This window comes from Curtobacterium sp. NPDC087080 (genome assembly GCF_044745105.1).
Taxonomy (GTDB): Bacteria; Actinomycetota; Actinomycetes; order Actinomycetales; family Microbacteriaceae; genus Curtobacterium.
Map to the genome: position 1 here is coordinate 156,708 of NZ_JBIUZP010000001.1, position 26,024 is coordinate 182,731.

Annotated in this window: 20 protein-coding genes and 1 tRNA gene; 12 read left to right on the forward strand and 9 right to left on the reverse strand. The window is 73.3% G+C overall.

Annotated features, from left to right (window positions below):
* Window positions 1-2: 2 nt before the first annotated feature.
* From ACIPEQ_RS00755 to ACIPEQ_RS00770, 4 genes are all read right to left on the reverse strand, one after another.
* Complete coding sequence (locus tag ACIPEQ_RS00755; RefSeq protein ID WP_402713470.1) at window positions 3-1,406, reverse strand: dihydrolipoyl dehydrogenase family protein; 1,404 nt, start codon at window positions 1,404-1,406, stop codon at window positions 3-5.
* A gap of 151 nt (window positions 1,407-1,557) precedes the next feature.
* A complete protein-coding gene (locus ACIPEQ_RS00760; RefSeq protein ID WP_402713471.1) occupies window positions 1,558-2,379 on the reverse strand; it encodes an arginase family protein in 822 nt (273 codons plus the stop codon).
* Between the two features lie 45 nt (window positions 2,380-2,424).
* Window positions 2,425-3,150, reverse strand: a complete 726-nt coding sequence (locus ACIPEQ_RS00765; protein WP_402713473.1) for a PspA/IM30 family protein — start codon at window positions 3,148-3,150, stop codon at window positions 2,425-2,427.
* 94 nt (window positions 3,151-3,244) lie between these two features.
* Window positions 3,245-5,200, reverse strand: coding sequence for a TPM domain-containing protein (locus ACIPEQ_RS00770; RefSeq protein ID WP_402713475.1), 1,956 nt, complete (start codon window positions 5,198-5,200; stop codon window positions 3,245-3,247).
* A gap of 290 nt (window positions 5,201-5,490) precedes the next feature.
* On the opposite strand from ACIPEQ_RS00770, the gene ACIPEQ_RS00775 reads away from it, so the two are divergent.
* A complete protein-coding gene (locus ACIPEQ_RS00775) occupies window positions 5,491-5,694 on the forward strand; it encodes a hypothetical protein (RefSeq protein ID WP_058729997.1) in 204 nt (67 codons plus the stop codon).
* Window positions 5,695-5,737: 43 nt separating this feature from the next.
* Window positions 5,738-6,379, forward strand: a complete 642-nt coding sequence (locus ACIPEQ_RS00780; RefSeq protein ID WP_402713477.1) for a 4'-phosphopantetheinyl transferase family protein — start codon at window positions 5,738-5,740, stop codon at window positions 6,377-6,379.
* Here ACIPEQ_RS00780 and map read toward each other — a convergent pair.
* Window positions 6,360-7,130, reverse strand: a complete 771-nt coding sequence (gene map, locus ACIPEQ_RS00785) for a type I methionyl aminopeptidase (RefSeq protein ID WP_402713479.1) — start codon at window positions 7,128-7,130, stop codon at window positions 6,360-6,362. The two genes, ACIPEQ_RS00780 and map, sit on opposite strands and share 20 nt — an antisense overlap.
* Window positions 7,131-7,177: 47 nt before the next feature.
* Between map and ACIPEQ_RS00790 the strand changes: the two genes are divergently transcribed.
* Window positions 7,178-7,489 (forward strand): helix-turn-helix domain-containing protein, encoded by a 312-nt coding sequence (locus ACIPEQ_RS00790; RefSeq protein WP_402713481.1) that lies wholly within the window; start codon window positions 7,178-7,180, stop codon window positions 7,487-7,489.
* Here ACIPEQ_RS00790 and ACIPEQ_RS00795 read toward each other — a convergent pair whose 3' ends face one another.
* From ACIPEQ_RS00795 to ACIPEQ_RS00810, 4 genes are all read right to left on the reverse strand, one after another.
* Entirely contained in the window at window positions 7,490-8,815 is a 1,326-nt protein-coding gene (locus ACIPEQ_RS00795) for a M1 family metallopeptidase (RefSeq protein ID WP_402713482.1), read from the reverse strand.
* Entirely contained in the window at window positions 8,812-12,777 is a 3,966-nt protein-coding gene (locus ACIPEQ_RS00800; RefSeq protein ID WP_402713483.1) for a Pls/PosA family non-ribosomal peptide synthetase, read from the reverse strand. The genes ACIPEQ_RS00795 and ACIPEQ_RS00800 overlap by 4 nt, the downstream gene beginning before the upstream one ends.
* A 309-nt stretch (window positions 12,778-13,086) precedes the next feature.
* A tRNA-Arg gene (locus ACIPEQ_RS00805) sits at window positions 13,087-13,158 on the reverse strand.
* Window positions 13,159-13,293: 135 nt separating this feature from the next.
* Window positions 13,294-13,866 (reverse strand): hypothetical protein, encoded by a 573-nt coding sequence (locus ACIPEQ_RS00810; RefSeq protein ID WP_402713485.1) that lies wholly within the window; start codon window positions 13,864-13,866, stop codon window positions 13,294-13,296.
* Between the two features lie 72 nt (window positions 13,867-13,938).
* Between ACIPEQ_RS00810 and argS the strand changes: the two genes are divergently transcribed.
* The 9 genes from argS to prmC all read left to right on the forward strand — a co-directional run bounded on the left by argS (window position 13,939) and on the right by prmC (window position 25,998).
* On the forward strand, window positions 13,939-15,609 hold the full coding sequence (argS, locus tag ACIPEQ_RS00815; RefSeq protein WP_402713486.1) for an arginine--tRNA ligase: 1,671 nt from the start codon (window positions 13,939-13,941) through the stop codon (window positions 15,607-15,609).
* Window positions 15,610-15,881: 272 nt separating this feature from the next.
* Window positions 15,882-16,637: an LmeA family phospholipid-binding protein gene (locus tag ACIPEQ_RS00820; protein WP_402713488.1), complete on the forward strand. Its 756-nt coding sequence runs from the start codon at window positions 15,882-15,884 to the stop codon at window positions 16,635-16,637.
* 78 nt (window positions 16,638-16,715) lie between these two features.
* Window positions 16,716-18,116, forward strand: coding sequence for a diaminopimelate decarboxylase (gene lysA, locus ACIPEQ_RS00825; RefSeq protein WP_402713490.1), 1,401 nt, complete (start codon window positions 16,716-16,718; stop codon window positions 18,114-18,116).
* 55 nt (window positions 18,117-18,171) lie between these two features.
* Entirely contained in the window at window positions 18,172-19,491 is a 1,320-nt protein-coding gene (locus ACIPEQ_RS00830; RefSeq protein WP_402713491.1) for a homoserine dehydrogenase, read from the forward strand.
* 50 nt (window positions 19,492-19,541) lie between these two features.
* The gene (thrC, locus tag ACIPEQ_RS00835; protein WP_402713493.1) at window positions 19,542-20,621 is read left to right on the forward strand and encodes a threonine synthase; all 1,080 of its coding nucleotides are present in this window, start codon (window positions 19,542-19,544) and stop codon (window positions 20,619-20,621) included.
* A 32-nt stretch (window positions 20,622-20,653) separates the two neighbouring features.
* Window positions 20,654-21,610 (forward strand): homoserine kinase, encoded by a 957-nt coding sequence (gene thrB / locus ACIPEQ_RS00840; RefSeq protein WP_402714192.1) that lies wholly within the window; start codon window positions 20,654-20,656, stop codon window positions 21,608-21,610.
* Window positions 21,611-21,730: 120 nt separating this feature from the next.
* On the forward strand, window positions 21,731-24,004 hold the full coding sequence (gene rho / locus ACIPEQ_RS00845; protein WP_402713495.1) for a transcription termination factor Rho: 2,274 nt from the start codon (window positions 21,731-21,733) through the stop codon (window positions 24,002-24,004).
* A gap of 3 nt (window positions 24,005-24,007) precedes the next feature.
* Entirely contained in the window at window positions 24,008-25,090 is a 1,083-nt protein-coding gene (prfA, locus tag ACIPEQ_RS00850; protein ID WP_250367202.1) for a peptide chain release factor 1, read from the forward strand.
* A gap of 29 nt (window positions 25,091-25,119) precedes the next feature.
* The gene (prmC, locus tag ACIPEQ_RS00855; protein WP_402714193.1) at window positions 25,120-25,998 is read left to right on the forward strand and encodes a peptide chain release factor N(5)-glutamine methyltransferase; all 879 of its coding nucleotides are present in this window, start codon (window positions 25,120-25,122) and stop codon (window positions 25,996-25,998) included.
* The last annotated feature ends 26 nt before the right edge of the window (window positions 25,999-26,024 follow it).

A 26,024-nucleotide genomic window follows, 5' to 3' on the forward strand; every position in this document is an offset into this window, starting at 1 on the left:
CCCTACTCCGGCCGGCCGTAGGTCTCGAGCAGGCGCAGCCAGATCTCGTTCATCGTCGGGTAGGCCGGGACCGCGTGCCAGAGCCGGTCGACGGGGACCTCGCCGACGACCGCGACGGTCGCCGCGTGCAGCATCTCGGCCACGTCCTGTCCGACGAAGGTCACGCCGACGACGACGCCGCGGGACTCGTCGACGACCATCTTCGCCCGGCCCGTGTAGCCGTCCGCCTGCAGCGCCGACCCGGCGACCGCGCCGAGGTCGTACTCGACCGCCCGGACGTCGATGCCCTGCTCGCGGGCAGCGGCCTCGGTCAGGCCGATGCTCGCGACCTCGGGGTCGGTGAAGGTGACCTGCGGGACGGCAGCGTGGTCGGCCGTCGCGACGTGGGCACCCCACGGTTCGGCGTGCACCGGTCGGCCCTGCGCGCGGGCCGCGATCGCCTCGCCGGCGGCGCGTGCCTGGTACTTGCCCTGGTGGGTGAGGAGCGCGCGGTGGTTGACGTCGCCGACGGCGTAGAGCCAGTCGGTGCCCTGCACGAGCATCGTGTCGTCGACCTGCAGCCAGTCGCCCGGGGTGAGCCCGACGGACTCGAGGCCGAGGTCGGCGGTGTGTGCCTTCCGCCCCGTCGCGGCGAGGACCTCGCTGGTGACGACCGTCGTGCCGTCGTCGAGGGTCGTGGTGACGAGACCGTGCTCGTCGCGGTCGACCCGCGTGGGGTTCACACCGGTGCGGACGTCGATACCCAACTCGCGCATCGCATCGGTGACGAGCTCGCCCGCGAAGGGCTCCATGCCGCCGAGCAGCCCGTGCCGCGCGACCAGGGTGACCTTCGATCCGAGGGACGCCCACGCGGTCGCGAGCTCGGAGCCGGCGACGCCGCCGCCGATGACGAGCAGGCTCTCCGGGACCTGCTGCGCGCTGGTGCCCTCGCGGGTGCCCCACGGCTTCGCGTCGGCGAGGCCGGGGACGTCGGGCAGCTGGTGCAGCGAGCCGGTCACGACGGCGACGGCAGCGCGGGCGGTGTGCGTCTCGCCGCCGACCTCGATGGTCTTCTCGCCGGTGATGCGTGCGTGGCCGCGGATGAGGGCGATGTCCGCGGACTCGAGCCAGGCGACCTGGCTGTCGTCCTGGTAGTCGGAGGTGAACGAGTTGCGGCGGGCCAGGACCTTCGCGGCGTCGACGTGTCCGGTCACGGCCTGGGCAGCCCCGTCCACGCGCTTCGCGGCCGCGACCGCGTGGCCGCTGCGGAGCAGTGCCTTCGACGGCATGCACGCCCAGTAGGAGCACTCGCCGCCGACCAGTTCGGCCTCGACCACGGCGACCGACAGGCCGCGCTTGTGGGCGTAGTCCGCCACGTTCTCGCCGACTGCGCCGGCGCCGATCACGATGAGGTCGTAGTCCGTCATGCTCATGAACGTACGCGGAGCGGCGGGGCGTCGGCCGTGCGCCGTCGCCCGGCGGCTCGGCGCGGTGCGCGTCGCCGTCGCCCGGCGGCTCGGTGCGCCGTCCGTCAGGCGGTGCGCGTCGCCGTCGCCCGGCGGCTCGGTGCGCCGACCGTCAGGCGGTGCGCGACGCCGTCGTCAGGGCGCCGACCGCGCGCAGGATCACGCCCAGGTCGTCGACCGCACGGTCGGGGTCCACCGGCGCGAACCCGGTCAGTGCGGCCCCGACGAGCCGCCGTCCGCGGGTCGCGGCCTGGATGCGCTCGACGAGCCCGGAGGCGTCGAGCCCGAACGGCACCGGTTCGAGCAGGCCGTCCACCTCTGCGGGGTCGAGCACGTCGAGGTCGACGTGCACGAAGACAAGCTCGGCCCCGGTGGCCTCGACCGCGGCGGAGAGCGCCTCCGGCGTCGCTGCGTCGACGTCGAGGTGGGTGATCCCGACGCGGTCGAGGGCGGCGACCTCGGCCTCCTCGGCACCGCGGACGCCGGCCAGGACGACGGCGGCCGGGTCGAGGACCGGCAGGTCGGGGAACAGGTCGTCCGGCCGGTCGACCAGCAGGCGCAGCACGGCGGTCTCGGCCGCGACGGGTTGTGCGCGGTTCAGCGACCGGTAGCCGGTCGACCCGGCGATGCGCACGAACGCGGTGTCCGGGCGCACGAGCACGGTGGCGCCCAGCACACTCGATCCGTCGCCGCCGACCACGAGCACGGGTGCGCTCGCCACGCCGGCCTCCTCGGCGACGCGCTCGGCGACGGCGCGGACGGAGGTGTACCGGGCGACGGCGGTCTCGAGGCGGTCGCCGGCACCGGCCGGGACGTCGACCACGGTGGTGGCGGCGCGGGGGAGGTCGGCTGCGATGGCCTGGGCTCCGTCGCCGAGGCGCATCGCGCGCGACGACGCCGAACCCTGCCACTGACCGACGACGAGGAACTGCATCGTCTCAGTCTGTCAGCACGGTCCGGCGTCGTCCGCAGTTCCGCGTCAGATGCTCGACGAGTCGCCGTTCTTCAGCGCGGCGAGGCGGGCCTCGACCTCGGTGTCGCGACCGACGTCCTCGAGGCTCTCGAACTGCGCGTCGAGGCTCGACGACTGCAGCTCCTGCTGTCCGAGGACCTTTGCCTCCTCGCGGCGGACCTTCTCCTCGAAGCGGGCGAGGTCGCTGGTCGGGTCGGTGATGTCGATGTTGCCGATGGCGTCGTTGACCTTCGACTGCGCCTCGGCGGTCTTCTGGCGCGCGACGAGCGAGTTGCGCTTGGCCTTGAGCTGCTCGAGCTTCTGCTCCATGCCGGCCAGTCCGGACTTCAACTTCTCGACCTGCTCGTTCTGCGTCGCGAGCGGTGCCTCGTTGTCCTTGACCTCCTGCTCGGCTGCGATCTGCTTGCCGATCGCGATCTTCGCCAGGTTGTCGAACTTGTCCGCGTCGGCGGTCTTGCCCTCGGCGCGGTACTTGTCGGCCGCGGCCGAGGCGTTCGCGGCCTTCTGCCCCCACTCGGTGGCGGCGCGCTTGTCCTCCTCGTTGTCCTGCTCGAGCAGGCGGAGGTTGCCGATGGTCTGCGCGATCGCCGTCTTGGCGTCCGCGATGTTGTTCGTGTAGTCGCGGACGAGCTGGTCCAGCATCTTCTGCGGGTCCTCGGCGTCGTCTATGAGCTGGTTCACGTTCGCCCGGATGAGCGAGGAGATCCGGCCGAAGATCGTCTGCTTTGCCATTGCTTTCCCTTTCGTGGAACGTCTCTGGTGGTGCTGCTGGTCGAGCGTCGTCGTGCGGGTCGTGCGTGCGCGGTGCTGGTCGTGGTCCGTGGTGTCAGAAGCGGCCGCCACCGGAGAAGCCACCGCCACCGCCGCCCCCGCCGAAGCCCCCGCCCCCGCCGAAGCCCCCGCCTCCGCCGAAACCGCCGCCGCCGAAGCCACCGCCGCCGAACGAGCCGCCACCGTAGCTGCCGCCGCGTCCGCCCAGCAGTCCGCCGAGCACGATGCCGGTCACGAGACCGCCGAGCTGTGCGCCGTTGCCGCCGCCGCCCTGGCCAGGCCACCCGCCCATGTCGTCGTTCGCGGCGTCCATCGCAGCGGCTGCGTACTGCTCCGCGGCGCGTGCGGCGCCCAGCGCGCGAGCGGGGTCGCTCGTGGCGAGGTCGACCGCGTCGTCGAGCGCGCGCTCGGCCTCGGACAGACGCGTCCGGGCCGTGGTCCCGACGGCGCCACGGCGCATCGAGATGAAGTCGCGGGCCTGGCTGATGCGCGCCCGGGCGTCGCGCAGGGCGTCGTCGAGGGCTCGTTGCGCGCGCTGCTGCTGCTCCTGGGCCCCGCGTGCGGCGGCCAGCGCTGCGTCGATCTCGCTGTTCGCCTTCGTCAGGGCGTCCACCGCGGCGATCGGGTCGCGCGGGTCGGTGCCCTGGCGGAGGACGGTGTCGGCCCGGGTGACCGCAGCGGCGAGGGCCGGGTCGCCCGATCGCATCGCCCGCGCGGCGGCGACGTCGCCCGCGATGTCGGCACGCATCGCCTCGGCCCGGGCTGCCGCCTCGGTGAAGGCCCGCTCGGCGCCCGTCGCGCTCCCGGTGAGCTGCTGCACCTGCGCGAGCGCGTGCTGGGCGTCGCGCACGGCGATCACCGCCTGGCCCTTGTCGCCCGACGCGATGGCCGCGGTCGCCGCCTGCGACCGTTCCGTCGCGTACCCGAGCACCCGCTCGGCCTGGTCGACGTTGTCGGCGACCGTCGCCAGGGTCCGTCCGCCGTACGACCCGCGCACCCGTTCGAGCGCGCGGCGCGCGGCGTCGAGTTCCATCGGCGCCGCGGCGACCGCGGAGGTGAGGGCGGTGGCGGCGTCCTCGACCCCGTCCTCGAGCGACCGCAACCGGTCGAAGGCCTCGGTCTGCTCGTCGATCGACGTGTGCGCCTGCTCGCAGATCGCGATGATCTGGTTCGCCCACTGCGCGCGCTGCTGCGGCGAGTCCGGGACCTCGTCGTCGAGCTGCTGTTGGTACGAGAAGGCCTGCCGCACGGTGCGCTTCGCGTTCGCCACGGCATCGGCGAAGGGCTTCGCCGCGTCCTCCCCGAACTGCGCCGTGGCGAAACCGACCTCTTGTTCGGCGGTGCGGAGCTCGTCGTCGATCGTGACGAGCGCACCGCCGGCCTTGCGTTCCAGGCCTGCGAGCGACTCCTGCTGTGCCCGTTCGGCCTCGGCGGTCCGGCGCTTGTTGCGGGTGCGGACCACCAGCAGGGCGACGACCGCGCCGACCACGACCACGAGCAGGAGCACCCACAGCCAGGTCAGGTCCGGCGGCGCCTGCGATGCGACGAGACCGTCCGCCATGGCGACGGCGGCACCCGCCCAGTCGCCGTCCCGCAGCTGCGGCACCGCGTCCTGCTGGTACGCGGACTCGACGTCACCGCGGGAGAGCGCCGTCTCGTTCGTCTGCTGGATGTCGGCGATGCGGTCGTCGACCGCCACGGACAGCACGATGGCGTCTGAGTCGATCTGGTTGCGTTCCATCACGGCGTCGCCCCACGCCGCGTGGTCGCTCGGGTTCGTGAACGTCGGCACGTAGACCACGTAGAGCTGCGTCTGCGTCTTGTCGTACAGCTCCTGGACCGCCTGTTCGACCTGCGCGCGCTGCGCACTGCTCAGCGCGTCGGCCTCGTCGACCACGTACGCACCGCCGAGGTCCACCGGATCCGTGGCGTGGGCTGCGGCAGCGGGCGCGAGCACCAGACCGGCGGCGAGGAGCAGCGCACCCAGGCGACCCAGGGACCTGGTCGTCACCGATGCTGCCCGACCGCGGCGTCGACGGCGCGGCCTGCCGGCCGCCCGGTCGCCCGTGCCCGAACCGTCGTGGACCGCTCGCATCCGTCCTCCATCCGTCGCCCCGGGGGCCGTCGTGCGACCCCCGACGGCCCCCGCACGGGTGCCGACGTCCCGATGCTATCCAGACGACGCACACAGCGGGTGGATGCTCGGACAACCCCCGGTGACGTCGGTCATCTGGAGGACTTGTACCCCGGACCGGGGTATCGTGGTGGCCATCGTTCGACGACGAACGGAAGGGGAAAGCGATGGAGCGTACGACGAGCACCGAGGTCGTCCCACTGGAGGACGGCTACCACCGCGTCTCGACACCGGCGAGCGGTGTCATCGGCTTCGTCCGGGAGCAGGACGGCCGCTACGAGGTCCTCCGCGGGCGGGTCCGACAGGCCACCCGGTCCGAGGGCGCCTACAGCACCATGAACGTCGCGCTCATCGCGCTCACGCACGCCTGACACGACCACCGGCCCCGAGCCGGACCGACGCTAGGCTCGTCGCGTGGTCCGTCCGTCAGGCGTCGTCCGGGTGACGATCGTGCCCTCCGGCGCCGACCGGGAGGCCCTGGTCACCGCCGTCGCGTCGGCCCACCACGTCGACGCGGTCGCCGTGCACACGGGGCGCCGCTGTCCGCACTGCGGTTCGACCGAGCACGGACGCCCCTGGGCGACGATCGCGGACCGCGCCGTCCCGGTGAGCCTCGCCCGGACACCCGGCCGCCAGCCCGGAGCACCGGGTGCCACCGCGATCGCCGTCGTGACCGGCCCCGCCCGTGGCGCCGCGGTCGGCATCGACCTCGAGCGGGTCGACCGGGTCGCGGCCGCCCCACTCGACGTCTCGACGCCGGTCGAGGCCGCGCGGCTGCTGGACGACCACGACCGCACGGCCGCCTGGGCCGTCAAGGAAGCGGTGCTGAAGCGGGACGGTCGAGGGCTGCGGGTCGACCCGGCCGCCGTCGAGGTCGACCTGGCCCGGGGCACCGCCCGCTTCGCCCGCCGCGACCACGCCGTGACGGTCCGCTGGCCCGGACCGGACACGGTGCTCGCCGTGGCGGCCGGCGGTCTGCCCGTGATCGTCGAGCACCGGATCGTCGACGGGCTCGGCGACGGGCTCGGTGTCGGTGTCAGCGGCCCGGTCGGGTGAGCACCTCGACGCCGTCCTCGGTGATCGCGACGGTGTGCTCGGTGTGGGCGGTCCTCGCTCCGGTCGCGCTCCGCAGCGTCCACCCGTCCGGATCGGTGACCAGTTCGTCGGTGTCCGCCATGACCCAGGGCTCGAGCGCGAGGAGGAGACCCGGGCGTAGGGTGTAGCCCCGCCCGGGTCGACCGGTGTTCGCCACGTGCGGGTCCTGGTGCATCGTCGAGCCGATGCCGTGACCGCCGAACTCGGTGTTCACGGGGTACCCGGCGGCGGTCAGCACGCTGCCGATGGCGTGCGACACGTCCCCGGTCCGGACTCCCGGCCCCGCTGCGGCGATCCCGGCGCCGAGTGCTCGTTCGGTGGCCTCGATCAGGGCGGTGTCCGCGGGGTCGGCCCGCCCGACGACGAAGCTGATCGCGGCATCGGCGGCGATCCCGTCCAGGGTCACCGCGAGGTCGAGGGTGAGCAGGTCGCCGTCCGCGAGCGAGCGGTCGTGCGGCAGACCGTGCAGCACCGCGTCGTTCACCGCGGTGCAGACGTGGTGACCGAAGGGCCCGCGACCGAACGACGGGGCGTAGTCGACGTAGCAGGAGACCGCGCCGGCGTCCTCGATCATGGTCCGTGCCCACCGGTCGACGTCGAGCAGGTTCGTGCCGACCGTCGTCCGTTCGCGGAGGGTCTGCAGGATCGTGCCGACGAGGGCGCCCGTGCGTCGGGCCCGGTCGACCTCGGCGGGGGAGAGGATCTCGATCATGCGGATGATCGTACCGGTACTGGTAGCCCGGTACTAGTATCGGCAGCATGGTCCGACTCCCGCTCAGCCCCGACGAGCTCGAACGCGGTCGCCGTCTCGGCGCGCTGCTCCGGAGTGCACGTGGCGACCGCTCGATCCTCGACGTGGCACTGGCCGCCGGCATCTCACCGGAGACCCTCCGCAAGGTCGAGACCGGCCGGATCGCGACCCCCTCCTTCGCGAGCATCGCCGCCGTCGCCGGGGTCGTCGGGCTGTCCCTCGACGCGCTCTGGGCCGAGGTGCACCCGCCGTCGCCCGAGGGGCCGACGGGGGGTGACGCGCCGGGTCCCCGCGTCGGGGCTGCACGCGTCTGGTCGTGACTACCCCGCGTCGGTCGCCGCGGCTCCGGGGACGCCCGGCTCGTCGATCCAGGGTCCGGTGACCCGACGCACCGCGAGCTCGGTGGTGCCGGCAGCGGCGGCGAAGGCGGCGTACACGTCCGTCGGCGCGACCGAGCCGTGCCGGTGCGCGGCGCCGAGGTCGCGGAGCGCGGCGGTGAAGGCCGTGTCCCCGAAGGCCCGTCGGAGTGCGTGCAGGGCGAGGGCCCCGCGCTTGTAGACCCGGTCGTCGAACATGTCGCGCGCGCCCGGGTCGGCGACCACCAGGTCCTGCGGACCGGCGAGGAGCGCCTGCCGGTGCCGTTCCGCCAGCACGTCGGCGGAGTCACCCCCGCGGTGCTCCGACCACAGCCACTCGGCGTAGCAGGCGAAGCCCTCGTGCAGCCAGATGTCCCGCCACCGGGCGGCCGTCACCGAGTTGCCCCACCACTGGTGTGCGAGCTCGTGCGCGATGAGCCGGTCGGTCCCGTGCTCGCCGTCGACGTGGTTCCGCCCGAACACCGCGAGGCCGTGGGCCTCGAGCGGGATCTCGAGCTCGTCGTCGGTGACCACGATGCCGTAGGACGAGAACGGGTACGGTCCGAACACGTCGCCGAACAGGGCGATCATGTCCGGGACCCGGCCGAAGTCCGTCCGGACCGCCGTGGCCAGGTCGGCGGGGTGGTGCACGGTCACCGCCGGGGTCCCGCGCAGGGTCGTCGTGCGGTACCGCCCGATCTGCACGGTGGCGAGGTACGTCGCCATCGGCTCGGTCACGGCGTAGGTCCAGGTCGTCCCGGCCCGAGCCCGCTCGCTGCCGAGCAGGTCGCCGTTCGCCACGACGTCGTAGCCGCTCTCGGCGGTGACCTCGAAGCGGTACGTGGCCTTGTCGTCCGGCCGGTCGTTGCACGGGAACCAGGAGGGTGCGCCGGTGGGCTGGGCGGCGACGATCACGCCGTCTGTCAGCTCCTCCCAGCCGATCTGCCCCCACGGACTCCGGAGCGGACGGGGTGCGCCGCGGTACCGGACGTGCACCGAGAACTCGGCCCCGGCGGCGATCGGAGCGGCCGGCGTCACGGTGACCTTGTGGGTGCCGGTGGAGACCTTCGCCGCACGGGTGCCGTCGACGTCGACGCGGTCCACCCGCAGCCCGTGCAGGTCGAGCACGATGCGGTCGAGCGCGACGACGGCACGGCCGGTGACGGTGGCGGTGGCGTCGAGGCGGTTCGTCGCGACGCGGTAGCCGAGGCGCAGGTCGTAGTGCTGCGCGCTCCACCGCCGGTCGCCGCTGTGCGGGGTGTACGGGTCGGCGTCGGGGTTCGGCTTCACGGTGTCGTCGAGTCTGCCACGGCGGCGGACCAGACGGCGGTGCCGGTGCGGTCCCGCTCCGCTCCCGTGGGCTCGGCCGGTGCCGTCGGCGCGGACGTCCACGGGGCGATCGGGTTCCCTGCCCAGCGGGTGCCACCAGGGACCTGCTCGCCGCGCATCACGAGCGAGCCCGCCCCGACGGTCGCACTCCTCCCGATCCCGGAGGCGGGCAACGCGACGCTGTGCGGGCCGAGGGTCGCACCGTCGTCGAGCCGCACCGTGTCGAGCTGCATGACCCGGTCGTGGAACAGGTGCGTCTGCACGACCGTGCCACGCGCGACCGCGGCACCGTCGCCGATCGCCACGAGGTCGGCCTCCGGCAGCCAGTACGTCTCGATCCAGGTGCCGCGACCGATCCGTGCGCCCAGGCTCCGCAACCACGCGGCGAGTGCGGGCGTGCCGGGGGCCTGCTCGGCGAACCACGGGCGCGCCACCGTCTCGACGAAGGTGTCCTGCACCTCGTTGCGCCAGACGAAGGAGGACCACAGCGGGTGCTCCCGGGCGTCGATCCGTCCGACGAACACCCACTTCGCGAGCGTGGAGACCACGGCCGCCACCGCACCGGCCACGATGAGCACCGGGCCGGCGAGCAGCACCGTCCAGCCGATGCCGACGGCCGCCCAGAGCGCGAGCAGGGTCCCGGCGACGCCGAGGGCGATCGCCGCGGACACCATCGGGGCGAGCAGGCGGAGCAGCTCCCAGCACCCGCGCGCGACCTTGAGCCGCCGGGACGGGCGGAACGTCCGAGCCTCGTCGAACTCCGTGGTGGCACGGCGCAGCCGGACGGGCGGCGATCCGAGCCACGACGACCCGCGCTTCGCCTTCCTCGGCACGGCGGAGAGGACGGCCACGAGCGCCTCGCGCGGGACCGACCGTCCCGCGCCGGTCATCCCGGAGTTCCCGAGGAACGCCCGGCGACCGACCTTCGACCGGCCGATCCGGACGTACCCGCCACCGAGCTCGTAGGTGGCGACCATGGTGTCGTCGGCCAGGAACGCCCCGGACGCGATCTGCGTCAGCGACGGGATGAGCAGCACCGTCGAGATCTCGGTGTCCCGCCCGACGCGTGCGCCGAGGAGCCGCAGCCAGAGCGGGGTGACGAGCGAGGCGTACAGCGGGAAGAGCAGCGTCCGGGCGGCGTCGAGCACCCGCTCGGTGCACCAGGCCTGCCAGCCCGGGCGCGACCGCACGGGGTGCCGTCCCTCGTGCAGCCCGAGCGCGAGGAGCCGCACCGCTGCCACCACGAGCACGGCGTACACGAGCCCCGCGACGATCGTGGCCAGCGGGACCGCCGCCAGCGCACGCAGCACGGCCGCACCCAGGGTGTCGGCGGGCCCGACGAGCGTGATCGCGACGGCCAGCCCCGCGGTGACGCCGACGACGGGCAGACCGGCCACGACGACCGACCCGACCCCGTACGCGACGAGCCACCGACGTCGCGCCGGGGGACGTGCCTCCCGGCCGTGGCGCGCCGAGCCGACGCGCTCGGCGGGCGAGCCCGCCCATCGTTCCCCGTCGGGGACCCGGTCGGTGACGGCGGAGCCGGGCTCGACCTCGGCACCCGCGCCGACGTGGGCTCCGGGGAGCAGCGTGGAGCGGCTGTGCACCACCGCGTCGGCGTCGACGCGCACGTGACCCAGGCGGAAGACGTCCCCGTCGACCCAGTGCCCGGCGAGGTCCACCTCGGGTTCGATCGACGCACGCTTGCCGACGCTGAGCATCCCGGTGACGGGCGGCAGGGTGTGCAGGTCGACGTCGCGGCCGATGCGGGCACCGAGCGCGCGGGCGTAGTAGCTGATCCACGGGGCACCCGCGGTGGACGGGCCGTCGACGGCCTCGGCGATCCGTTCGGCGAGCCAGACCCGGACGTGCACCGACCCGCCCCGCGGGTGGTCGCCGGGGCGGACGCCGACGAGCAGCAGGCGTGCGAGCACCACCGTGACCGCCATCTTGCCGATCGGCGTGACGAAGAGGAGCAGCGCGACGACGAGGGCCCACCACGGCAGGACCGGCAGCACCGGCAGGGTCGTTGCGTGCAGGACCGCCGCGACCAGCGCCGTCCAGGTCAGGACGCGCAGGCCCCGCAGCACCTGGACGGGCAGCCCGAGCAGCGTGAGCAGCAGGCCGGTCGTCGGTGGGACCGGGCGCACGGGAGGCCGCGCGGCCGCAGCGGGACCGGCGTCGTCGAGCGCGTCGGCGAGGGCGCCGATGCGGGGATGGTCGTACACGTCCGACACGGTCGTGGTGGGGAAGCGCTCGCGGATCGCCGACACGAGCTGTGCGGCGGTGAGTGAACCGCCGCCGTGCGCGAAGAAGTCGTCGTCGACGCTCGTGACCGGGACCCCGAGGATCGCGGACCAGCGCTCAGCGATCCACGCCACGGTGTCGGGCAGCAGCGCCGCGTCCGTCGCCCCGGGCAACGGCCAGGGGAGCGCTGCGCGGTCGACCTTGCCCGAGGTCCGCGTGGGCAGGGCGTCGACGACGGCCAGGAGCGGTACGAGGGCGGCGGGCAGTTCCTCGCGCAGGCGGGCGTTCGCCGCGGCGGTGTCGATCTCGGTGCCGGAGACGGGAGCGACGTACCCGACGAGCACCTGGTTGCCGGCCGGTGTGCGCTGGACGACCGCCGCGCCGCCGGCGACCCCGTCGAGGCCCTGCAACGCCGCGTCGACCTCCCCGAGCTCGATCCGGCGACCGCCGAGCTTCACCTGGTCGTCGGCGCGGCCCTGGAAGACGAGACCCTCCGGTTCGTAGCGGACGAGGTCACCGCTCCGGTACGCCCGGTCCCACCCGAGCGCGGGGAACGGGGCGTACTTCTCGGCGTCCTTCGCCGGGTCGAGGTACCGGCCGAGTCCGACCCCGCCGATCACGAGCTCGCCGACACCGCCGGGCGCGACGCGCTGCCCCTGCTCGTCGACGACCGCGAGGTCCCACCCGTCGAGCGGCAGCCCGATCCGCACCGGCTGGCTGCCGTCCATCAGGGACCCGCAGGCGACGACGGTCGCCTCGGTCGGGCCGTAGGTGTTCCAGAGCTCCCGGTCGCGCGAGGCGATGCGGGCGGCCAGCTCGGGCGGGCAGGCCTCGCCGCCGAAGACCACCAGGCGCACCTGCTCCAACGCGTCGTCGGGCCACAGTGCGGCGAGCGTCGGGACCGTCGACACGACGGTGATCGTGTGCGCGATGAGCCACGGGCCGAGGTCGACCCCGGTACGGACGAGCGACCGTGGTGCCGGCACGAGGCACGCACCGTGCGCCCACGCGAGCCACATCTCCTCGCACGAGGCGTCGAACGCGACGCTGAGACCGGCGAGCACGCGGTCGCCCGGGCCGATGGGGGCGTCCTGCAGGAACATCCGCGCCTCGGCGTCGACGAACGCCGCGGCGGAGCGGTGCGTCACGGCGACGCCCTTCGGCACGCCCGTCGACCCGGAGGTGAAGATCACCCACGCGTCGTCGTCGGTGGTCGGGGTCACGGCCCGCGCGTCGCGGTCGACGACGGGTGCGGGGGCGGCGTCCGGCGCGCCGCTCGACCGCAGGACCCCGCCGGCGCCGATCACCCCGACGACCGCGGCCTCGCCGAAGACCAGCGCGGCGCGTTCCTCGGGGTCGTCCGCGTCGACGGGCACGTAGGCAGCGCCGGCGGCCAGCACGGCGAGGATCGACAGGTACAGGTCACGACCACCCGAGGGGATCCGCACGCCGACACGGTCGCCTCGGCGTACCCCGCGCGTGGCGAGGTCGTCGGCCTGCTCCCGGACCAGTCGGAGGAGCGTCGCATAGTCGAGGGAACCCGCGGCGTCCTCGAGTGCGAGGGCGTCGGGCGTGGCGCGTGCGGTCGCCTCGAGGACGTCGACCAGGGTGCGGGGGTCGGGTGCGTACTGGCCGCGGGCGAGGGGTGCCTGGGTGTCCGTGGTGCCGGTGCTCATCGGCGCGGATCATACTGACGCCGGGTGTCGCCCCCGCGAACGAGGAGTGGCCGGCAGCCTGGCGGCCGACCGAGCCAGATTCGTCGGACGCGACCTCGGGTGACGGTCGCCGCAGGCGACATCGCGCGCGGCCGATCGAGCCCGACGTGGGGGACGCAACCACGGGGGACGGTCGCCGAAGGCGACATCGCGCGACGCAGACCGAGCCTGATGTGTCGGACGAGACCACGGGTGACGGTCGCCGCAGGCGACATCGCGCGCGGCCGATCGAGCGAAGCGAGAACGTCCGCTTGCGCGGGAATGTGACTGTGCCCCCAGGAGGATTCGAACCTCCGCCCCTGCCTCCGGAGGGCAGTGCTCTATCCCCTGAGCTATGGGGGCTCGTGGGTGAGACCAACCGTAGCAGGTCCCGCGAGCCGGTCCCGACAGCGCGTGTCGCGTCCGTGTCGCGGCGACCGCCGGACGGGAGGCGCGGCACCGGCCCGCACCGCGCCTCCCGTCCGACCGGTGGTGGCGTCAGCCCGCCGGGCTGGCCGACGCGGACGGCTGCAGCACCGCGCGCACCGCGTCCACGACGGGCTGCGCTCCGCCCGGCTCGGTGTAGAGCGTCGACTCGGTGGTGATCCAGTAGGGGTCGGGGAAGGCGTCCGCGCGGCCGACGCCGTCGTCGAGCGCGTAGTACCCCTCGACGCGGTAGGTCGGCACGGAGCCGCCGCGCTCGTAGAGGGCGTCCTTCAGGGTCGTGAGCGACTTCTCAGGCAGGTGCGCCACGGCGAGCGTGATCGTGGTCGAGGGGTCGTCGGTGGCGACGAGGTGGCAGACCCGCCCACGCTGGCGCGCGATCGTCGCGGCCGGCGTGCCCTTCGCCGGCGTCCACGACGTGTCCTGCTCGAAGGTCTTCCCGTAGACCGCGAGGGTGCTCGTGGGGAGCAGCTCGGCGCACGTCTGCCGGACGGCGGTGCCGATCGGGGTGGGACTCGCGCTCGGAGCTGCGTCGCCGGACCCGCCCGTGCACCCGGCCAGGAGGACGGCGGCGGACACGGAGAGCAGGGCGACGGTGATCGCCCGGGCACGGCTGCGGGAGGTCATCCAGCCATGATGCTGCACGGCGTCCGGCACCGGCCCGCGAGGCACCTGGGCGTCCCGGTAGACTCGACCCTCGTGACTCCTGCCGAACTCTCCGCCGCGTACCTGTCGATCCTGACCGGGATCGTCGAGCGACGAGGTGCGTCCGACACCGTGACGATCGGGGAGTCCCACGTGGCCCTCGAGCGGCCGAAGAACCGTGCGCACGGCGACTGGGCCTCGAACGCGGCCATGCAGCTCGCGAAGCGCCTCGGCACGAACCCGCGTGAGCTCGCGACCGAGATCGCCGGCGAGCTGACCGAGCTCGACGGCGTCGCGTCCGTCGACGTCGCCGGCCCCGGCTTCATCAACATCACGCTCGAGGCCGCCGCCGCCGGAGAGATCGCCCGCACGATCGTCGACCGGGGCGTCGCGTTCGGGCACGGCGACCTGTACGAGGGCGTGTCGATCGACCTCGAGTTCGTGTCCGCGAACCCGACCGGTCCGATCCACATGGGCGGTGTCCGCTGGGCCGCCGTCGGTGACTCGTTGGCCCGCGTGTTCGAGGCGCAGGGCGGACTCGTCACACGCGAGTACTACTTCAACGACCACGGTGCGCAGATCGACCGGTTCGCCCGGTCGCTCGTCGCGTCGGCGCTGGGGGAGCCCACGCCGGAGGACGGCTACGGCGGTGCGTACATCGGCGAGATCGCGGCGCGCGTCATCGCCACGCTGCCCGCAGGCACCGACGTCCGCGACCTGCCGCGCGACGAGGCCCAGGAGCTCTTCCGCCGCGAGGGCGTCGAGTTCATGTTCGCCGACATCAAGTCCTCGCTGCACGACTTCGGCGTCGACTTCGACGTCTACTTCCACGAGAACTCGCTGCACGAGTCGAAGGCCGTCGAGCGCGCCATCGAGCGGCTGCAGTCCCTCGGCAAGATGTACGAGGCCGAGGGGGCGCTCTGGCTCCGGACGACCGACTTCGGCGACGACCGCGACCGCGTCGTGATCAAGTCGGACGGGCAGCCGGCGTACATCGCGGGCGACCTGGCGTACTACCTCGACAAGCGCGAGCGCGGGTTCGAGCGGAACCTGATCATGCTCGGCGCGGACCACCACGGCTACGTCGGCCGCATGATGGCGATGTGCGCGGCGTTCGGTGACGAGCCCGGCAAGAACCTCGAGATCCTCATCGGCCAGATGGTGAACCTGCTCAAGGACGGCCAGCCCTTCCGCATGTCGAAGCGCAACGGCACGATCGTGTCGATGGAGGACCTCGTCGAGGCGGTCGGTGTCGACGCCGGTCGCTACGCCCTCGTGCGGTTCGCGAGCGACACCTCGATCGACATCGACCTCGACCTGCTCACGAAGCGGACCAACGACAACCCGGTCTTCTACGTGCAGTACGCCCACGCCCGCACGCAGTCGGTCGCCCGCAACGCTGCGGCCTCGGGCGTCGACCGCTCGGCGTTCGACGCGTCCCTGCTCACGCACGAGACGGAGAGCGCGCTCCTCGGCGCCCTCGCCGAGTACCCGCGCGTGGTGCGTCAGGCCGCCGAGCTCCGCGAGCCGCACCGCATCGCGCGGTACATCGAGCAGCTCGCCGGGCTGTACCACCGCTGGTACGACTCCTGCCGCGTGACGCCGCTCGGCGACGAGGCCGTGTCGGACCTGCACCGCACCCGACTCTGGCTGAACGACGCCACCGGGCAGGTCGTCCGGAACGGCCTGGGCCTGGTCGGTGTGAGCGCGCCCGAGCGCATGTAGCTGCTGCGGCGCGCCGGCGCGCCCGGCGCGCGTCAGCACAACCGGAAGCACGTCGCGCCACGTGATCACGTGGCGCGACGTGCTTCCGGTTGTTCGCGGGCACGTCGCGCCGCGCCCCGCCGCCCTCAACGCGCCCCGCCGTCGCGCCGCAGCCCCCGCCGCCCGCAACGCGCCCCGCCGTCGCGCCGCAGCCCCCGCCGCCCGCAGCGCGCCCACCGGGCGCACACCGCGCCTCCAGGCCGGCCACGGGGAGCACCTGGCAGGGTGGGACGATGTCCTCCGCCACCGCGCCCTCCCGGAAGCGCCGTCGCTGGCCCGTCGTGCTCGTCGTCCTGGTGCTCGTGCTCGCCGCGCTGGTGGTCGTCGCCGAGTTCGTCCTGCGGGGCGTCGTCGACCGGATCATCGCGGACCAGGTCGAGCAGTCCCTGCCGGAGGGCGCCACCGGCGAGGTCACCGCGCACGCCGAGGGCATCGTCCTCCCGCAGCTGCTCGCCGGCACGCTCGACCGCGTCGACATCACCTCGGACCGCCTGACCGTCGACGGTGTCCCGCTCGCCGCCGACGTCACCGCACGCGACGTCCCGGTCGACGGCAAGGGCGACGTCCACGACGTCGACGGCCACGTGACCCTCGCCGCGACGAGCGTGAAGGACCTGGCGAAGTACAGCCCGCTGTTCGAACGGCTCCGGCTCGTCGACGACGGCGTCGAGCTCTCCGGGTCGACCGCGGTGCTCGGCTACGACATCAGCTACGCCGCCACCGGCGACGTGGTCGCGCAGCAGGACGGCCGCGGCGTCACCATCACCCCGCAGAGCGTCCGCATCACGAACTCCGCGCTCGGCCTGCGGGTCGACAGCATCCCGGGCGTCACGGGCGTCCCGGTGCAGGTCTGCACGGCGCAGTTCCTCCCGGAGCAGCTCCGTGTCCGGTCCGTGGACGTCTCCGCCGAGCAGGCCACCGTCCGGGTCACCGCGGACACGCTGCCGCTCACCGAGCAGGGCCTCCGCACGGTCGGCAGCTGCGGCTGACGCCCGTGCGTCGGGCCCGTGGACGGTGGGCGTAACACCGGCCTGGAGGCCCGCCCCGGCTCGGTAGGATCGGGTCCCGTGAGCGCCAACCCCCTTGCCCCGCCGCGGCTGCGGTTCCCCGCCGACGCCTCCGCGCTGACCGCGCGGATCTGGCCGGCCTCCGCGACGCGGACGGACGACGGCGAGCTCGCGGTCGGCGGCATCACGGCGTCGGACCTGGTCGCCCGGTTCGGTTCCCCGCTCTACGTCGTCGACGAACGCGACGTCCAGGCCCGCGCAGCCCTGGTCCGGACGGCGTTCACCGAGGCCTTCGCCCGGATCGGCACGCGGGCGCACGTCTACTACGCCGCGAAGGCGTTCCTCACGACCCAGGTCGCCGCGTGGATGACCGAGGCCGGGCTCCGGCTCGACGTCTGCACCGCCGGCGAGCTCGCGGTCGCGCTGGCCGGGGGTGCGGACCCGGCGCTGCTCGGCTTCCACGGCAACGACAAGTCGGACGCCGAGATCGCCCGTGCCGTCGAGGTCGGTCTCGGCACGATCGTGCTCGACAGCCACGAGGAGATCGGCCGCGTCGCGCGTGCGGCCGCCGACGCGGGCACGGTCCAGCGCGTGCGCATCCGGATCAACAGCGGGGTGCACGCCTCGACGCACGAGTACCTCGCCACCGCGCGCGAGGACCAGAAGTTCGGCATCCCCCTGTCCGAGGCCGTCGACGCCGCAGCCGCGGTCCGGGCCGAGCCGTCGCTCGCGTTCGTCGGGCTGCACTCGCACATCGGCTCGCAGATCTTCGACGAGTCCGGCTTCCGCGAGGCCGCGCGGCGGCTGATGGACGTGCACGCCGAGCTGGTGGCGTCCGGCCCGGTACCGGAGCTCAACCTCGGCGGCGGCTGGGGGATCGACTACACCGAGGCGGACGAGGCGTTTGCGCCCGAGGACGTCGCCGACGCCCTCGCGACGATCGTCGCCGACGCCTGCACGGAGCGGGGCATCCCCGTACCGGAGATCGCCGTCGAGCCGGGTCGGTACATCGTCGGCCCGGCCGGCACGACGCTGTACCGCGTCGGCACGATCAAGCCCGTGACGCTGGAGTCCGAGGACGGCTCCTCGGCGACGCGGACGTACGTGTCGGTCGACGGCGGCATGAGCGACAACGCCCGGCCCGCGCTGTACGGCGCCGACTACACGGCCCGGCTCGCCCGCAGCTCGGACGCCCCGGCGGTCCTGACGCGCGTGGTCGGGAAGCACTGCGAGTCGGGTGACATCGTGGTGAACGACGAGTACCTGCCGGGCGACGTGCACCGGGGCGACCTGCTCGCCGTCGCGGCGACCGGCGCCTACTGCTGGTCGCTCGCGAGCAACTACAACCACGTCGGCCGTCCGCCGGTCGTCGCGGTCGCGGACGGCACAGCCCGTATCCTCGTCCGTGGCGAGTCGATCGACGACCTGCTCGCCCGCGACACGGGGGTCGTCGCCGGCTGACGCCGCTGACCCCGACCGACCGGGCTGCCGCCCGCCCCACAGGAATGCGCACCACATGATCGAATACCGCAACGTCCGCGTCGCGCTGCTCGGAGCCGGCTCCGTCGGTTCCCAGGTGGCGCGCCTGCTCCTCGAGCACGGCGACGAGCTGGCCTCGCGTGCCGGTGCCGGGCTCGAGCTCGTCGGCATCGCGGTACGGGACCTCGACGCACCCCGTGACGTGGACCTGCCGAAGGAGCTCTTCACGACCGACGCGCAGTCGCTCATCCTCGGCGCGGACATCGTGGTCGAGCTGATCGGCGGCATCGAGCCGGCGCGCACCCTGGTGCTCGAGGCGCTGCAGTCCGGCGCGGACGTCGTCACGGGCAACAAGGCGCTCCTCGCCACGCACGGGCCGGAGCTCTTCGCCGCGGCCGAGCAAGTCGGTGCACAGCTGTACTACGAGGCCGCGGTGGCCGGGGCGATCCCGATCATCCGACCGCTGCACGACTCGCTCGCGGGCGACCGCATCGAGCGGATCATGGGCATCGTCAACGGCACGACGAACTTCATCCTCGACCTGATGGACCGCGAGGGCTCGACCTTCGAGGCCGCCCTGGCGACCGCGACGGAGCTCGGGTACGCCGAGGCCGACCCGACCGCCGACGTCGAGGGCTACGACGCCGCGCAGAAGGCCGCGATCCTGGCCTCGCTCGCGTTCCACACCTCGGTGCCGCTCGCCGCCGTGCACCGCGAGGGGATCACCTCGGTCACGATCGAGCAGGTCCGCGCCGCACGCAAGGCCGGCTACGTCGTGAAGATCCTCGCGACCGCCGAGCGCCTCACCGACGAGGACGGCGTCGAGGGCGTCAGCGCGCGGGTCTACCCGGCGCTCGTCCCGGAGTCGCACCCGCTCGCGAGCGTGCACGGGGCGAAGAACGCCGTGTTCGTCGAGGCCGAGGCCGCCGGTGACCTCATGTTCTACGGCGCCGGTGCGGGTGGCGTCGAGACCGCGTCGGCCGTGCTCGGCGACCTGGTGTCGGCCGCTCGTCGGCACGTGATCGGCGGCCCGGGCATCGCGGAGTCGACCCAGTCGGCCCTGCCCGTCTTCCCGATCGGCACCGTCCGGACCCGTTACCAGATCACGCTGCACGTGGCCGACGCCCCCGGCGTGCTGTCGACCGTCGCCGGCGTGCTCGCGGCGCACGGCGTCAGCGTCGAGACGGTCGAGCAGTCCGCCGCGACCGAACCCGGCGACGGCACCGCGGGTACCGCGACCCTCGTCATCGGCACGCACCTCGCCCGCGAGTCCGACCTGGCCGCCACGGTCGTCGCCCTCCGGAACGAGGACGTCGTCGTCGAGATCACCAGCGTCCTGCGGGTGGTCGGGGCCTAGCCCCCGCACCGTCCGTCCCCGACTGCACAACACCGAACAAGGAGAGCCTGATGGCCCACCAGTGGCAGGGAGTCCTGCGCGAGTACGCCGACCGTCTCGACGTCACCGAGGCGACGCCCGTCGTGACCCTCGGCGAGGGCGGCACGCCGCTCATCCCGGCCCGACGCCTCTCCGAGCGCACCGGTGCCGAGGTGTACGTCAAGTTCGAGGGCATGAACCCGACCGGGTCGTTCAAGGACCGCGGCATGACGATGGCGATCTCGAAGGCCGTCGAGCACGGCGCGAAGGCCGTCATCTGCGCCTCGACGGGCAACACCAGCGCCTCGGCCGCCGCGTACGCCACCCACGCGGGCATCACCGCCGCGGTGCTCGTGCCCGAGGGCAAGATCGCGATGGGCAAGCTCAGCCAGGCCGTCGCGCACGACGCACAGCTGCTGCAGGTGCAGGGCAACTTCGACGACTGCCTCGACATCGCGCGCGACCTCGCCGCGAACTACCCGGTGCACCTGGTCAACTCGGTCAACAACGACCGCATCGAGGGCCAGAAGACGGCCGCGTTCGAGGTCGTCGACGTGCTCGGCGACGCCCCGGACTTCCACTTCCTGCCGGTCGGCAACGCGGGCAACTACACCGCGTACTCCCGCGGGTACCGCGAGGACGTCGCCGCGGGCCGCTCGACGAGGATGCCCCGCATGTTCGGATTCCAGGCAGCCGGTTCCGCACCCATCGTCTCGGGCGAGGTCGTCCGTCACCCGGACACCATCGCCTCCGCCATCCGCATCGGCAACCCGGCGTCGTGGCAGTACGCGCTCGAGGCGCGCGACGAGACCGACGGCTACTTCGGCGCGATCACCGACGAGGGGATCCTCGCCGCGCACCGCATCCTGTCCGCCGAGGTCGGCGTCTTCGTCGAGCCCGCGTCGGCGATCGGTGTCGCCGGTCTGCTCGAGCGTGCGGACGCCGGTGTCATCCCGCAGGGCGCGAAGGTCGTCATCACGGTGACGGGCCACGGCCTGAAGGACCCGCAGTGGGCCCTCCGCACCGAGGACGGCGGCGAGGTCGCCCCGACGAGCGTGCCGGTCGACACGAAGTCGGTCGCCGAGGTGCTCGGACTGGTCGGCTCCGCGTGAGCGTCGACCGCTCGTCCGGTCCGGGGGAGGGCGTGACCGCCCGCAGTGCTGTACCGGCCGGACGGGCGGTCCGTGTGCGGGTCCCGGCCACCTCCGCGAACCTGGGGCCCGGCTTCGATTCGCTCGGCCTGGCGCTGTCGGTCTACGACGAGGTCGTCGTGCGCGTCCGCCCGGAGCCCGGCGCGACCGTGACGGTGGAGGGCGTCGGTGCCGGTGAGGTCGCCACCGACGAGTCCAACCTCGTGGTGCGGGCCGTCCGCCGTGGCCTCGAGCACGCCGGTGTCGAACAGCCCGGGCTCGAGCTGCACGCCGTGAACGCGATCGCGCACGGACGCGGCATGGGGTCGTCCGCCGCGGCGATCGTCGCCGGTCTGATGGCGGCCCGTGGCCTGCTCGAGGGGGTCGTCGACCTCGACGCGTCGACGCTCCTCACCCTGGCGACCGAGATGGAGGGCCACCCCGACAACGTCGCGCCGGCGCTGTTCGGCGGCCTGACGATCGCGTGGATGACGGCCGAGGGGCCGGCGGTCAAGCGCCTGCTCGTGCACCGCGGTGTCTCGCCGGTGGTCTTCGTGCCGACCTCGACGCTGTCGACGAAGCTCGCCCGGTCCCTGCAGCCCGCGAGCGTGCCGCACGAGGACGCCGCGTTCAACGTCTCCCGCTCGGCGCTGCTCGTCGCCGCCCTCATCCAGAGCCCGGAACTCCTGCTCGCCGCGACGGAGGACCGGCTGCACCAGTCGTACCGCGCCAGTGCGATGCCGGAGACCGACGCGCTGATCGGCCTGCTCCGGCAGCACGGGCTCGCCGCGGTGGTGTCCGGAGCGGGTCCGAGCATGCTGGTGCTGGGCAGCGACCCGTCGCAACGTCTGACCGCGGCCGACCTGGTGGCGCGACACGCGCAGTCCGACTGGCGGGCGCTCATGCTGGCCGTCGACCTCGGTGGTGCTACAGTGGTGCCGCACTCGGCGCTCGAAGCCGATCCAGCGTAGGCGCACAGGCCGATCCGAACCGGATCCGTCGGCGCTGGCGCAGGGTCCGGTGCGCGGGGGCACTCTCTTTCAGATCACCGAATCCCGGTCCGTCGTCTGAACGGCGGTCGCAGCGCACCCATGCGCCGGGACGGTGGAAACTCTCCGCGTTCTGCGGTTCGAAAGGAAACACCGACCTTGACGAACGTCAACGACTCCACCCAGGTGGAGATCCCCAGCGACCTGCGCGCGCTCCGCCTGCCGGAGCTCCAGCGCATCGCCTCCTCGCTCGGCATCACGGGGCTCTCGAAGCTCCGCAAGGGCGACCTCATCGCCTCGATCGAGGACAAGCGTCCCGCGACCGACGACGCCGCTCCTGCCGCGGAGGCCCCGGCTGCCGAGGCACCCGCCGCGGCGCAGCCCGCGGCCGCCGAGCCGGACGCCCCCACCGAGCAGCCGACCCTCGCCGCCCCGGCGACCTCGCCGGCAGCCGACGATGCCGCCGGACAGCAGGCGACGGAGCAGGCTCCCGAGCAGTCGACCGAGCAGGTCGCCGAGCCCCGCGGTCGCCGTTCGCGTCGTGCATCCTCGGCCGGCACGGTGAGCGCCGCGCCGACCTCGGCCGCCGAGCACACCAACCACGGCCACACCGGCACCGAGGACCTGCTCGCGGGTCTCGACCAGGTCCGCGCCGAGAAGGACGCCGAGGAGGCCGCGCAGTCCGGCCGTCGTCGCGGCCGTCGCGGTGGCCAGGACACGGCACAGCCGGCCCAGCAGGACGAGACGCAGCAGGACGCCGGGCACGAGACGCCGAGCGCCTCGACCGAGCAGCCCACGTCCGCCCCGGAGCAGGACGACCAGGCCGACCAGCAGGGCGAGGGCGGCTCGCGTCGCGGTCGTCGCAGCCGTGGTCGCGGTCGTGGGCGCGGGCAGAACGCCGAGGGCACCGAGCAGCAGAACGGCGGCCAGCAGAACGGCGGCCAGCAGGACGCCCCGCAGCAGAAGCAGGGCGGCAAGCAGGACGAGCAGAAGTCCGGCGACGCGAAGCAGGACGACCGCCAGCAGAACGGTCAGCAGAAGCAGAACGGCCAGCAGCAGAACGGTCAGAAGCAGAACGGCCAGCAGCAGAACGGCCAGCAGCAGAACGGTCAGCACGGCGACGAGGCCGAGACCGGTCGCGGTCGTCGCCAGCGCGACCGCAAGCGCGGCCGCGGTAATCAGAACGACGAGTTCGAGCCGGAGATCACCGAGGACGACGTCCTCATCCCGATCGCGGGCATCCTCGACGTCCTCGACAACTACGCCTTCGTCCGCACGACCGGCTACCTGCCGGGCCCGAGCGACGTCTACGTGTCCCTCGGCCAGGTGAAGAAGTACCACCTGCGCAAGGGCGACGCGATCGTCGGCGCCATCAAGCAGCCGCGTGACAACGAGCAGCAGGCGCGTCAGAAGTACAACGCGCTCGTCAAGGTGGACTCGGTCAACGGCCAGACCGCGGACGAGGCAGCAGCCCGCGTCGAGTTCCACGACCTGACCCCGCTGTACCCGAACGAGCGCCTCCGCCTCGAGACCGAGCCGGCGAAGCTCAGCACGCGCATCATCGACCTCGTCGCACCGATCGGCAAGGGTCAGCGCGGCCTCATCGTCTCGCCGCCCAAGGCCGGCAAGACCGTCGTGCTGCAGGCCATCGCGAACGCGATCGCCAAGAACAACCCCGAGGCGCACCTCATGGTCGTGCTCGTGGACGAGCGGCCCGAAGAGGTCACCGACATGCAGCGTTCGGTGAAGGGCGAGGTCATCGCCTCGACCTTCGACCGTCCGGCCGAGGACCACACCACGGTCGCCGAGCTCGCCATCGAGCGCGCGAAGCGCCTGGTCGAGCTGGGCCACGACGTGGTCGTGCTCCTCGACTCGATCACCCGCCTCGGTCGCGCCTACAACCTGGCGACGCCGGCCTCGGGCCGCGTGCTGTCCGGCGGCGTCGACTCCGCTGCGCTGTACCCGCCGAAGCGCTTCTTCGGCGCCGCGCGCAACATCGAGGACGGCGGCTCGCTGACCATCCTCGCGACCGCGCTCGTCGAGACCGGCTCCAAGATGGACGAGGTCATCTTCGAGGAGTTCAAGGGCACCGGCAACATGGAGCTCCGCCTGAACCGGCACCTCGCCGACAAGCGGATCTTCCCGGCCGTCGACATCAACGCATCGGGCACGCGCCGCGAGGAGCAGCTGCTCTCCGCCGACGAGGTCAAGATCACGTGGCGTCTGCGTCGTGCCCTCGCCGGGCTCGACCCGCAGCAGGCGCTCGACGTCGTCCTCCGCAACCTCAAGGAGACGCAGTCGAACGTCGAGTTCCTGGTCCAGGTGCAGAAGTCGGTCCCCACGACCGGCGGTCGCCACGACGGCCACCAGGAGTAACGCGTGTTCGAGTCGGTAGCGGGGCTGCTGGCGGAACACGAGGACCTGACACAGCAGCTGTCGGACCCCGCGCTCCACGCCGATGCGGCCCGTGCCAAGAAGGTGAACCGGCGGTACGCCGAGCTGAGCCAGATCAAGGCGGCGTACGAGTCCTGGCAGGCGGCGGGGGAGGACCTCGCCGCCGCCCAGGAGCTCGCCCGGGAGGACGAGTCGTTCGCCGACGAGGTCCCCGCGCTCGAGGAGCAGCTGACGGAGCGCCAGGAGCGCCTCCGTCGGTTGCTCATCCCGCGCGACCCCGACGACGGCCGCGACGTCATCATGGAGATCAAGGGCGGCGAGGGCGGCGAGGAGTCCGCGCTGTTCGCCGCCGACCTCCTGCGCATGTACTCGCACTACGCCGAGTCCAAGGGCTGGAAGGTGGAGCTCCTCGAGCGGACCGAGTCCGACCTGGGCGGCTACAAGGACGTCCAGGTCGCGATCAAGTCGAACGCGACCGATCCGTCGCAGGGCGTCTGGGCGCACCTGAAGTACGAGGGCGGTGTACACCGCGTGCAGCGCGTGCCGGCCACCGAGTCGCAGGGACGCATCCACACGTCGACCACCGGCGTGCTCGTCTTCCCCGAGGTGGACGAGCCCGAGGAGGTCCAGATCAACCAGAACGACCTCAAGATCGACGTCTACCGGTCGTCCGGCCCCGGTGGTCAGTCCGTCAACACCACCGACTCCGCGGTCCGCATCACCCACCTGCCCACGGGCATCACGGTGGCGATGCAGAACGAGAAGTCCCAGCTGCAGAACCGCGAGGCCGGCATGCGTGTCCTGCGTGCCCGCATCCTCGCCCGGCAGCAGGAGGAGCTCGACGCCATCGCCTCGGACGCGCGCAAGTCGCAGATCCGCGGCATGGACCGTTCGGAGCGCATCCGCACGTACAACTTCCCGGAGAACCGCATCGCGGACCACCGCACCGGGTACAAGGCGTACGACCTGGACCGCGTGATGAACGGTGCGCTCGAGCCCGTCGTCCGGTCCGCCATCCAGGCGGACGAAGAGGCACGCCTGGCCGCCATCGGCGACCAGGACGCGTGACCGACGGACCCACGGACGGACGGGAGGCACTGGTCGCCCCCGTCCCGCCCGTCCCGTCCGCCGCGGATCGCCTGCTCGAGCAGGCGACCGCGGCGCTCGTCGCGTCCGGCGTCCCGACGCCGCGCGTGGACGCCGAGCTGCTGCTCGCGTGGGCGACGGACACCTCCCGCGGTGCGGTGCAGGCGCGGGCGATGACCGGGGGAGCGATCGCCCCGGGACACGTCGAACGCTTCCGCCACGCGGTCGCCCGCCGCGTCACGCGTGAACCGCTCCAGCACATCACCGGGCAGGCCCACTTCCGCGCGCTGACACTCGCGGTCGGACCGGGCGTCTTCGTGCCCCGGCCCGAGACCGAGGGCGTCGTGCAGTTCGGCATCGACGCGCTCCGGGCCACCGCGGTGCCGTCGCCCGTGGCGGTCGACCTGGGGTCCGGCAGTGGTGCGATCGCCATCGCGATGGACACCGAGGTGCCGAACGCCGTCGTGTACGCGGTGGAGCGGTCTCCCGAGGCACTGCCCTGGACCCGCCGCAACGTCGATGACCACGGCGGCACGGTCCGGCTCGTCGAGGGTGACCTCTCCGACGCGCTCCCCGAGCTCGACGGCACGGTGTCGGTCGTGGTGTCGAACCCGCCGTACGTGCCCGACGACATGGTGCCCGTCGACCCGGAGGTCCGCGACCACGACCCGGCGCTCGCGCTGTACGGGGGATCGGACGGCCTCGACGCCGTCCGGGCGCTCACCGAGACGGCCTGGCGGCTCCTCGTGCCGGGCGGGCTGCTCGTCGTCGAGCACGCGGAGCAGCAGGGCACCGGGGTGCGCGACGTGCTCGCGCGTCGGGGGTTCCGGTCCCCGGAGACGCACGTCGACCTGACGGGACGCGACCGCACGACCACCGCGACCCGCTAGGCGGAGCGGCCCCGAGCCTCCCGGCC

Excerpts from the sequence above, each read along its gene's own strand:
- ACIPEQ_RS00800 (WP_402713483.1), bottom strand. The coding sequence starts at position 12,777 with ATGAGCACCGGCACCACGGACACCCAGGCACCCCTCGCCCGCGGCCAG.
- thrC (WP_402713493.1), top strand. The coding sequence starts at position 19,542 with ATGGCCCACCAGTGGCAGGGAGTCCTGCGCGAGTACGCCGACCGTCTC.
- ACIPEQ_RS00820 (WP_402713488.1), top strand. The coding sequence starts at position 15,882 with ATGTCCTCCGCCACCGCGCCCTCCCGGAAGCGCCGTCGCTGGCCCGTC.
- ACIPEQ_RS00790 (WP_402713481.1), top strand. The coding sequence starts at position 7,178 with ATGGTCCGACTCCCGCTCAGCCCCGACGAGCTCGAACGCGGTCGCCGT.
- ACIPEQ_RS00830 (WP_402713491.1), top strand. The coding sequence starts at position 18,172 with ATGATCGAATACCGCAACGTCCGCGTCGCGCTGCTCGGAGCCGGCTCC.
- ACIPEQ_RS00810 (WP_402713485.1), bottom strand. The coding sequence starts at position 13,866 with ATGACCTCCCGCAGCCGTGCCCGGGCGATCACCGTCGCCCTGCTCTCC.
- ACIPEQ_RS00755 (WP_402713470.1), bottom strand. The coding sequence starts at position 1,406 with ATGACGGACTACGACCTCATCGTGATCGGCGCCGGCGCAGTCGGCGAG.
- map (WP_402713479.1), bottom strand. The coding sequence starts at position 7,130 with ATGATCGAGATCCTCTCCCCCGCCGAGGTCGACCGGGCCCGACGCACG.
- ACIPEQ_RS00760 (WP_402713471.1), bottom strand. The coding sequence starts at position 2,379 with ATGCAGTTCCTCGTCGTCGGTCAGTGGCAGGGTTCGGCGTCGTCGCGC.
- rho (WP_402713495.1), top strand. The coding sequence starts at position 21,731 with ATGCGCCGGGACGGTGGAAACTCTCCGCGTTCTGCGGTTCGAAAGGAA.
- ACIPEQ_RS00775 (WP_058729997.1), top strand. The coding sequence starts at position 5,491 with ATGGAGCGTACGACGAGCACCGAGGTCGTCCCACTGGAGGACGGCTAC.
- ACIPEQ_RS00765 (WP_402713473.1), bottom strand. The coding sequence starts at position 3,150 with ATGGCAAAGCAGACGATCTTCGGCCGGATCTCCTCGCTCATCCGGGCG.